The following is a 7,963-nucleotide window of genomic DNA, read 5'->3' as shown; positions in this document are numbered from 1 at the left end:
TGCTGGTTCCGCCCGGTGTGGTGACGGTGACCGATACGGTTCCGGTTCCGGCGGGTGCGACGGCGGTGATCTGGGTGGCGGAGTTGACGGTGAACGAGGTCGCCGGTGTGGCACCGAAGGTGACCGCTGTGGCTCCGGTCAGGTTGGTTCCGGTGAGAATCACCGTTGTTCCGCCCGCGGCCGGTCCAGTGTTCGGGACCACCGTGGTGAGGGTGGGCACCGCGACGTAGGTGTAGGCGACGCCGTTACTGATTCCACCCGGTGTGGTGACCTTGACCGATACCGTTCCGGTTCCGGCCGGTGCGACGGCGGTGATCTGGGTGGCGGAGTTGACCGTGAACGAGGTCGCCGGTGTGGCACCGAAGGTGACCGCTGTGGCTCCGGTCAGGTTGGTTCCGGTGAGAACCACCGTCGTCCCGCCGGTCACCGGCCCGGTGCTGGGGGCGATGCTCGTCAGCGTGGGCACCGCCGCGTAGGTGTAGGCGACGCCGTTGCTGGTTCCACCCGATCCGGTGACGGTGACTTGCACGGTTCCGCTCCCGGCGGGTGCGACGGCCGTGATCTGAGTCGGGGAGTTGATCGTGAAAAGCGTCGCGGTGCTGCCGAATCGCACCGTCAGCGGGCCGGTGAACCCGGTACCGGTGATGATGACGCTGTTACCGCCCGCGGTGGGACCGGAAGTCGGCGAGATGGACGTGATCGTGGGGACCACGACATAGGTATAGGGGACCGCGCCGCTGGTGCCGCCGGGACCGGTCACGGTGACCGGGACGATCCCCGTTCCGGCCGGGGTGACGGCCGTGATCTGCGTGTCGGAGACGACCGTGAAGGACGTAGCCGGTGTGCTGCCGAACGTGACCGCGGTGGCGCCGGTGAAGCCGGATCCGTTCAGAGTGACGGTCGTTCCGCCCGCGGTCGACCCCTGATTGGGAGTGATGCTGTTCAACGCGGGAACGGCGACATAGGTGTAGGGGAGCCCGTTGCTGGTCCCGCCCGAGTTGGTGACGGTGACCTGCACGGTGCCGACCGATCCGGCGGGGGCGACCGCAGTGATCTGGGTGGCGGAATCGAGCGTGAACGTGGTTGCGGTACTGCCGAATCGTACGGTGGTGGGACCGCCGAATCCGGTGCCCGTGATCGTGACGCTCGTACCACCCGTGGTCGGTCCCGATGTCGGGGACAGAGAGGTGATGGTAGGCATGACGCCTCCTTGTTGCCGTGGTGATTGTTCCTCTGTCACCGGGGGCGCCGACATTCCATGGCCCGGCTGGTTTCCATCTCACTCCGAGATACGGGGGCTGGCAACATGTCTGGAATCCGTTTTGGTCCGTTTTCGGATAGGTGCCGGCGTGTCTGTTTGCGAAGTGAACTACTTGGCACGCGTTGCGGCAGCGATGTTTTCGGCGGCGTCGCGACGCCGCCGATTGTTTGCCGACGCGAAGCGGGTGGCCGGAGCACGGAGAGCCGCGAACATTCGGCGACCACTGGAAAATGGCCTCGCGGTGTCCCGCTCGTCGAGCTCCTGTCCGCGTCACAGGAACAGTTCGGGCGGATCGTCGAATTCGATGCCCGCCTGCCGCACCCGCGTCACCATCTTCCGATCCCACTCCCGGTGTGCCCGCAGCGCCATGCGGAACTCGCCCATCTGCTCGGACATCTGCTGCGTCTGCGAAATGGCCAGGTCGCTGAGGACTTTCGCCGCGTCGGCCTTCGTCTTGGTCATGTTGGCGTCGACGTCGCCGCGCTTGAACCACGCCGTCACCGCCGCCGAGAGCGCCGATGAGCTGGCGATGAGCACCAGCGCGGCGAAGAGCGGCGACTGCTGTACCAGGTTCATGACGCCTCCCTCACCTTCACCGCGTGCAACGTCCGCACGTCTTGCAGCACCTGGCGGCGCTTCCACAGGAACGCGACGCCCAGCGCGATCGGCAGCGGACCGCCGAGAAACGTGGCCGCGCCGAGGCTTCGGTTCTCGAGCTGCAACAGCAGCAGCTGCGCACCGAAGGCCACCAGCGACCAGCCGAGCGCCCCGAGACCGACCTGCTCGATCAGATACCCCCAGACATGCCGGGCGAACAGACCGACCAGCGTCGTGGCGCAGCCGATCAGCATGAGAACCAGCCACAGCGTGCGGAGCCCCGACGGCATGGCCGCTGTCGCCGAATCAGGTGGCGGCCCGTAGACGCACTGCAAGAGCATCGAGACGCCGAAGACAGCGCACAGCACCACCTCGAAGGGGTCGTGGCGGGTCTTCTCCTTGGTCGCTTTCATGCTGGTTCACCGCTGTCCGGTGGCGCCGGGCTGACCCGGTGGCGTGCCGACTCGACCGCGGGCAGGCCCAGCGCCGCCGCGATGATGGCGAGGACGAATCCGGAGAGGTCGGACGAGACAACGCCCTTGGCGACTCCGTACCCGATCAGCGCGACCAGCAGTGGGTACAACAATGCGCGGACGGGCTCACTGTGCAGGAACGTGATTACTTTGTTCATCGGTTCTTTCCTTTCTTTCTTGCTGCGGCATCGACGGTGCCGCCGGCCGGTCTCGAAGCCCGATGACTGGGGAACTGTGCGCCGCACCCCAGGTGTCGGGGTCCATTGGGACACGGTCGCGAGTTCGGACCGTGTCGGTGTCGTGGAATCCGCCCCGAGCGGGATCTAGTTGAACCCGTGTGCGGTGGATGACGGTTCGTGATGCGATGCTGTCGCCCGCACCACCGCGGTGCTGTCCACTCGAATGCCGGTCGCCACCGTGACACGAGAAGCCCGCGCGTGCCGTCCCGAAGACGGGGAGAGGAATGTAGGCATGGCGCTGCCTCTCTGTTTGCTGGTTCCTCCAAAGCGGGGGTGCCCGAAGCTGGTGTTGGATCGGTTAACTCCGTTATGCCCCAGGAACAGCGCGTCGGCAACGTGCAGGATGATCCGTTTTTGTCCGTTTTCCAGATTGTTGCCACGTGTTGACCAGCGCCGGGTACCGCGCCGGGAACGGATCGTCGGGCCTTGCCCCGGAGTTGTTCTCGCCGACATGGCAGGCCGGGACTGTCGCCTTTGCTGCCGACTGTCCCTCCTCAGAACGGAATCCCGTCGCGCGCAGTCACTATCGGTGCCGAGCCGTTCCACGGCGCGTGGGCTTCCGGGCACGTGGCCGCTGTCGGTCGCCGGTGTGAAGGAAGGATCCTGCTGTTGCGGGACGGTCTGCTCGAGAGGGACTGCGAGAAGCTCGCGGTGAGTCAGGCGCTCAACGCGATCGGGCCGCCGCCGGATTCCCGGCGACGGCCCGTGGGCTGTCTCGATCAGACGTAGGTGTAGGTGACGCCGTTGCTGGTGCCACCCGAACCGGTGACGGTGACCTGCACGGATCCGGTCGCACCTCCGGGAGCGATGGCGGTGATCTGCAACGCGGAGTCGACGGTGAAGGTCGTGGCGGTACTGCCGAACCGGACGGTCAGCGGGCCGGTGAACCCGGTGCCGGAGATCGTGACGTTGTTGCCGCCCGATGCGGGACCCGAAGCAGGGGAGACCGCCGTGATGGTGGGCACCACGACATAGATGAAGGTGACCCCGTTGCTGGTGCCGCCCGGAGCGGTGACGGTGACCGACACGATGCCCGTGCCCGCCGGGGCGACGGCCGTGATCTGCGTATCCGAGTCGACGGTGAACGAAGTCGCCGGTGTGGTGCCGAAAGTGACGGCGGTGGCACCGGTCAGTCCGGACCCGGTGAGCGTGACCGACGTCCCGCCGGCGGTTGACCCCTGGCCGGGGGCGATGGAGGTCAAAGCCGGGACGGCGAGATAGGTGTAGGTGGCCCCGTTACTGGTCCCGCCCGAATCGCTGACCGTCACCTGTACCGCACCGGCCGACCCCGCGGGAGCGACGGCCGTGATCTGTATGGCGGAGTCGATGGTAAAAGTCGTTGCGGTGGAGCCGAACCGCACGGTCAGCGGACCGGTGAACCCGGTGCCCGCGATCGTGACGCTGGTGCCTCCCGTGGTGGGGCCCGAGGTGGGTGTGATCGAAGTGATTGTGGGCACGGCGATGCCTCCTGGTTTCGTGGAGATTGTTTTCTCTACGCCGGGGGGAGGGCGCCCCGACTCACTCAGTGGCCCGGCTCTTTCCATTAGCGCCCACCGCCGCTACCTCGGCAATAAGTCAGCCACTCCGTTTTTGTCCGTTTTGAATCGGCGTTGGTCAGACGTCGCTCAGCGGAGTCCTAGTGGACACAGCGACAGTTCCGAGGCGCCGGGGGCGCCACCGGTCTCCGACAGCACCTGTTTCGAGCCCGCTATCGTGGACCTCAACCGCGCTGTCGAGCGCGTTGCGTCGGAGGGGGATACGTTGACCGAGCGGAGCGGTGCCGGAATCGTTATGTGGGACAGTAGAGCCGGACTCGGCTGGGCTCCCACCGGCACGCTGGTTTGTCCTTCCCGTCGATCCGCGCAGGCAGGAACCGGAGCATGAACGGTCGGCCTCCACTGCTCCCAGCCGGTCCCGGGCGGGTCCTCGACGTCAAGGCCATCCTGGACGGAACCGTCGACATGAGCACCTACCGACGCAGATACCTGGTCATCTGCGCACAGCCTCGACGGACTCTGGCATGGGACATGGGCCTGACCAAGCCCGACCACAACGGAACCCTGTCGACTCTGACCGCCTGCATCGAATGGCTGGACGTGTACTTCGGCTGGGAACTGGTGAGCGTCTTCACCCGCCAGGTCGACAAGTACTACATCCACCACGCGATGCTGCGGCGTCGAGCCCCGCATCAGCAGGGCTGAACCTCACTTCGCCGATCCGGCTGCGCTGTTCGGCGACCATGGTCGGCCGGAGAACCCACAGCCGTCCGGCCCTACATCCTCCGGTTGTGGACGGTCCGTTTGGCGGCGATCCAGCGTCCGGTCGGCTTCATCGCGGCAAGGACGAGAGCGATCAGCACGGGCGTCGCAAGGATGAGCAAAGCCGATTTCCCCGTGTGGTCGACCATGGCGACGACGTAGATCACTCCGAGCACGGAATCGATGATCACCAGCACCCTACCGACTGTGGTGCGAAAGATCAGCAGGACCGCTCCGAGTACATAGAGGATGGCCGCGCCCCCGACCAACCCGAGGGTCAGGGCCATTTCGCCCGACCAGTACTTCCGGTTGTCGTATGCGAATGTGGCCCCAGAGAAGGTTCCGACAGCGCACATCAACCCAATGCTCAGTGTTATCGCAGCCGCGAAGATCGCGGTGGCACCGCTGGGCGGGGGTGGTTCAGGACGGCCGAACCCCGGCGGCGGCAGCTCGCGGCCGACGCCGCCATACGGATACCCCATTGGAATCCCCTCCCTCTTCCGTCGGAACTTGCCTCACCACCGACAGCTTCGGCCGCGCCTCCCGGCCCCGTGGAGCCCGCAGTCCACCGCTGCGGGCTGCGATGTTGTCCACCAACCGGTCACCAACCGACGGAATCCAATCAAACCTCATGGCACGTCGTAGATCTCCCACATCGCGAGTTCGGCCTCCGGAGAAGGAGTGCCATCCCATCGATGCGCTTGGAAGTCGTGGTCCGCCAGATATGACCGGTACTTTATCTTCGCGGCGCCAGTGTCGGCGATGTACAAGGTGCCTGTACGCGCCCCCAGTTCGCTCTTCTTCAAAGCGTGGGCGACGGTGGTCGCTACCGCCCGAAGACCATCAGGATTCGTAGACGCCGGTACGCAGAGATGGACGAAGACGATATCCCTGCCCCGCTCGTCCGCGGCGATGCCGAAGTTCACATCGAACAGGTTGACCTCGGGTGGAAGCCGAAGATCGGCGGCGAATTTCGCTAGATCGGGTTCTTCGATCTTCTGCGTCGGAAAGCAACTGGCTATCTTCGCGGTGGTCGTCGACGATGACACCGTGCTCGTCGTCATCGAGCTGATGTCCGTGTCGGGCGTCGATCCGCAGCCGACGCCCGTGCATGCTACGGCTATCGCTGCAAGGGCTGAAGCGTACCGCGCAAATCGCCGGGTGGTGCGACGTAGCGAGATCATTTGACTGCCAGCTCCCATAGCTTTGGGTCGTCGAAAGTGGTGGAAACGGAGCTCGGCCACGTGTTGTTCGGCAGCCCGCGCGGGTTGTTCCGGAGATTCTTGAGTTCGTTCGCCGCGATCCCCTGCTCTTGCAGATTACCCACGGCAGCGGTGAAGATATCGGCCATCGCGGTGAAGGCTTGTCCGGCCAGTTGTCCTACAACGCCAGCGGCCTCCAGTGCTCCGACTACCTCGGCGATGTCGACGATCAACTCAACTATTTTGGCGTAAAATCCGACAATGGCTTTGACGATCTCAGTGTAGAGCGCATGTCCGCTTCTGGCTAAGGAGATCAGCTGATCGTGCACTTTGTCGCACAGTTCTGCTGTGGTGGTCATCGCCTGTTGCTGGCTCGTACGGGACGCGCTGTACCGATCCTTTGCGGCTCCGGTCCAATGCCCGTCCAGGCTGACGGTAGAGTTCGATTGGGCGTTTTCCGCACCTCGAACCGTACCACCTACAGCTTGCCAGTCGGCCGCGTACTGAATGAACAGATACGGTGCGGCAATTCCCTCGCCGATCTCGACGAATTTATCCATCACCTTCTTGAGTTCTACCTGTGCGTCGTCCCGCTTTGAAGTCACCAGCGCATAGAGTGGCGGCGCCTTCCATTTCAGGCCATCCACCGCGTCGTTCAATTTGTCCGGCAAATTGTTCCAATCGTTCCGCGCTTTCTTGAAGTCGCCGATTGATTTGTCCAGGTCTTCCTTCTTGAGCGTTTCGGTCATATGCTGAAGTCCACATCCAATTTTTTGAGATCGCCTTCACTCGCTTCGTCCTGGCTTCTGTAAGTGGCCGCCGCTCTATGTAGTGCGACACCCATTTCGGTGGCCTCGGCGCCCCCTTCACGAAGGCGATTCTGGATATACGCGGCGGTCTGGGTGTACTGATCCCAGGGGACTTGGAAGATGCCGAACTGAATCCTCGAAAATTTCAGTGGCTCTATTTGGTCTGCAGCATTGTAGAGTGCCTGATCCACGGTGTCGGTCCAGGCTTTCGATGCTCGATCGAGTAGATCCAGTTCTACGGATAGATTGTCTGCCATCAGATCTCGTTCTCGGTGAGTTGTCGAATGTGCTGGGCAAGGCGCTTGGAAATATCCGCCTCAGATTCTTGATCGAGGTGAGGATCTCTGACGAAAACCGGCTTCATCGCGCGGATCTGATCGGCGCATGCCACGATATCGTGGGCGATCGTGAAGGGTTCGGCAGACTGCGCCCATCGCGGATCGAGTCGGATAGCGATAATCCTTCTTTCATTCGCAGTCACGGTGAGAGCGGGCTTATCGGATTCGGTCAATCCGGAGCCGTGCGCTTCGTACGTGACGGGACCTATCAGACGTGCGAAGGTCTCTTGGTATTCATGAGTATCTCGCGTTCGCAGAAGTGCAGGGGCGATATCGTGCAGGGATGGCATCCCCGATTTCGGGATCGAGCCGGACTCGGCATAACGAATTTGCCGTTCATAGAGGGCGTATTTGTATGCGGTCATTATGCTCTCCGCGTAGCGCGACGGCTCCCAGTTGTCCTTCCAGTTGCGACTGAGTTTCACTTCCGTGGGCAGGCAGTCTTCAGCTATTTTCACTGATACCAGCGCGGACTTCTGCGGCAGAGTGAACGTGTCGTGCTCGATACCGGCCGTGTTGCCACCCCGATCTACGGCTGCCGATTCATCCTGCCGCCGACTGTCGTCGTCGGGCTCGTCATCCCAATAACTCGGGTCATCCCACGGAGGCGGGGTGTGTGCCGTCACTTGTCCGCTTTCGAAACCGACAGTGCCTGATACTCGGAAAGTCGCCGTCCAGCGAACTCTACCGGTGCGATATTCATGCTCGCCAAAACTCCCCTCTCGGTAGCCTGTCTACATATTCATACAGGCCGATGAACTCCCCATTGGGTTCCCGACACTACCG

At 63.3% G+C, this 7,963-nt stretch carries 11 protein-coding genes; 1 reads left to right on the top strand and 10 read right to left on the bottom strand.

What is annotated here, in order from left to right; translation table 11 throughout:
- The 5 genes from ACFV2O_RS09485 to ACFV2O_RS09465 all read right to left on the bottom strand — a co-directional run.
- A partial coding sequence (locus ACFV2O_RS09485; protein WP_379251448.1) for a beta strand repeat-containing protein occupies positions 1–1,201 on the bottom strand: 1,201 nt, incomplete at its 3' end.
- Between the two features lie 330 nt (positions 1,202–1,531).
- The gene (locus tag ACFV2O_RS09480; RefSeq protein WP_356961335.1) at positions 1,532–1,837 is read right to left on the bottom strand and encodes a hypothetical protein; all 306 of its coding nucleotides are present in this window, start codon (positions 1,835–1,837) and stop codon (positions 1,532–1,534) included.
- Positions 1,834–2,271, bottom strand: a complete 438-nt coding sequence (locus tag ACFV2O_RS09475) for a hypothetical protein (RefSeq protein WP_379251447.1) — start codon at positions 2,269–2,271, stop codon at positions 1,834–1,836. Before ACFV2O_RS09475 ends, ACFV2O_RS09480 begins: the two co-directional genes overlap by 4 nt.
- Positions 2,268–2,489, bottom strand: a complete 222-nt coding sequence (locus ACFV2O_RS09470; protein ID WP_355069956.1) for a hypothetical protein — start codon at positions 2,487–2,489, stop codon at positions 2,268–2,270. The genes ACFV2O_RS09475 and ACFV2O_RS09470 overlap by 4 nt, the downstream gene beginning before the upstream one ends.
- A gap of 800 nt (positions 2,490–3,289) precedes the next feature.
- Positions 3,290–4,027, bottom strand: coding sequence for an IPT/TIG domain-containing protein (locus tag ACFV2O_RS09465; protein ID WP_356961338.1), 738 nt, complete (start codon positions 4,025–4,027; stop codon positions 3,290–3,292).
- A gap of 423 nt (positions 4,028–4,450) precedes the next feature.
- Between ACFV2O_RS09465 and ACFV2O_RS09460 the strand changes: the two genes are divergently transcribed.
- On the top strand, positions 4,451–4,771 hold the full coding sequence (locus ACFV2O_RS09460; RefSeq protein ID WP_379251446.1) for a hypothetical protein: 321 nt from the start codon (positions 4,451–4,453) through the stop codon (positions 4,769–4,771).
- A gap of 71 nt (positions 4,772–4,842) precedes the next feature.
- On the opposite strand, the gene ACFV2O_RS09455 is transcribed toward ACFV2O_RS09460, so the two are convergent.
- The 5 genes from ACFV2O_RS09455 to ACFV2O_RS09435 all read right to left on the bottom strand — a co-directional run bounded on the left by ACFV2O_RS09455 (position 4,843) and on the right by ACFV2O_RS09435 (position 7,803).
- Complete coding sequence (locus ACFV2O_RS09455) at positions 4,843–5,184, bottom strand: hypothetical protein (protein ID WP_379251445.1); 342 nt, start codon at positions 5,182–5,184, stop codon at positions 4,843–4,845.
- A gap of 273 nt (positions 5,185–5,457) precedes the next feature.
- Positions 5,458–5,892: a hypothetical protein gene (locus tag ACFV2O_RS09450; RefSeq protein ID WP_379251444.1), complete on the bottom strand. Its 435-nt coding sequence runs from the start codon at positions 5,890–5,892 to the stop codon at positions 5,458–5,460.
- 116 nt (positions 5,893–6,008) lie between these two features.
- Entirely contained in the window at positions 6,009–6,779 is a 771-nt protein-coding gene (locus tag ACFV2O_RS09445) for a hypothetical protein (protein WP_379251443.1), read from the bottom strand.
- A complete protein-coding gene (locus ACFV2O_RS09440; RefSeq protein WP_379251442.1) occupies positions 6,776–7,096 on the bottom strand; it encodes a hypothetical protein in 321 nt (106 codons plus the stop codon). The genes ACFV2O_RS09445 and ACFV2O_RS09440 overlap by 4 nt, the downstream gene beginning before the upstream one ends.
- The gene (locus tag ACFV2O_RS09435; protein ID WP_379251441.1) at positions 7,096–7,803 is read right to left on the bottom strand and encodes a hypothetical protein; all 708 of its coding nucleotides are present in this window, start codon (positions 7,801–7,803) and stop codon (positions 7,096–7,098) included. The genes ACFV2O_RS09440 and ACFV2O_RS09435 overlap by 1 nt, the downstream gene beginning before the upstream one ends.
- Positions 7,804–7,963: the final 160 nt, after the last annotated feature.

The organism is Nocardia sp. NPDC059691, from assembly GCF_042733915.1.
Lineage (GTDB): Bacteria > Actinomycetota > Actinomycetes > Mycobacteriales > Mycobacteriaceae > Nocardia > Nocardia sichangensis.
Note: the sequence above shows the minus strand (reverse complement) of the source record. Positions and strands in the feature narration are given on the sequence as shown.

What these genes read in the sequence shown, in the direction of transcription:
- ACFV2O_RS09460 (WP_379251446.1), top strand. Translation starts at nt 4,451, where the DNA reads ATGAACGGTCGGCCTCCACTGCTCCCAGCCGGTCCCGGGCGGGTCCTC.
- ACFV2O_RS09440 (WP_379251442.1), bottom strand. Translation starts at nt 7,096, where the DNA reads ATGGCAGACAATCTATCCGTAGAACTGGATCTACTCGATCGAGCATCG.
- ACFV2O_RS09455 (WP_379251445.1), bottom strand. Translation starts at nt 5,184, where the DNA reads ATGTGCGCTGTCGGAACCTTCTCTGGGGCCACATTCGCATACGACAAC.
- ACFV2O_RS09480 (WP_356961335.1), bottom strand. Translation starts at nt 1,837, where the DNA reads ATGAACCTGGTACAGCAGTCGCCGCTCTTCGCCGCGCTGGTGCTCATC.
- ACFV2O_RS09475 (WP_379251447.1), bottom strand. Translation starts at nt 2,271, where the DNA reads ATGAAAGCGACCAAGGAGAAGACCCGCCACGACCCCTTCGAGGTGGTG.
- ACFV2O_RS09470 (WP_355069956.1), bottom strand. Translation starts at nt 2,489, where the DNA reads ATGAACAAAGTAATCACGTTCCTGCACAGTGAGCCCGTCCGCGCATTG.
- ACFV2O_RS09450 (WP_379251444.1), bottom strand. Translation starts at nt 5,892, where the DNA reads ATGACGACGAGCACGGTGTCATCGTCGACGACCACCGCGAAGATAGCC.
- ACFV2O_RS09445 (WP_379251443.1), bottom strand. Translation starts at nt 6,779, where the DNA reads ATGACCGAAACGCTCAAGAAGGAAGACCTGGACAAATCAATCGGCGAC.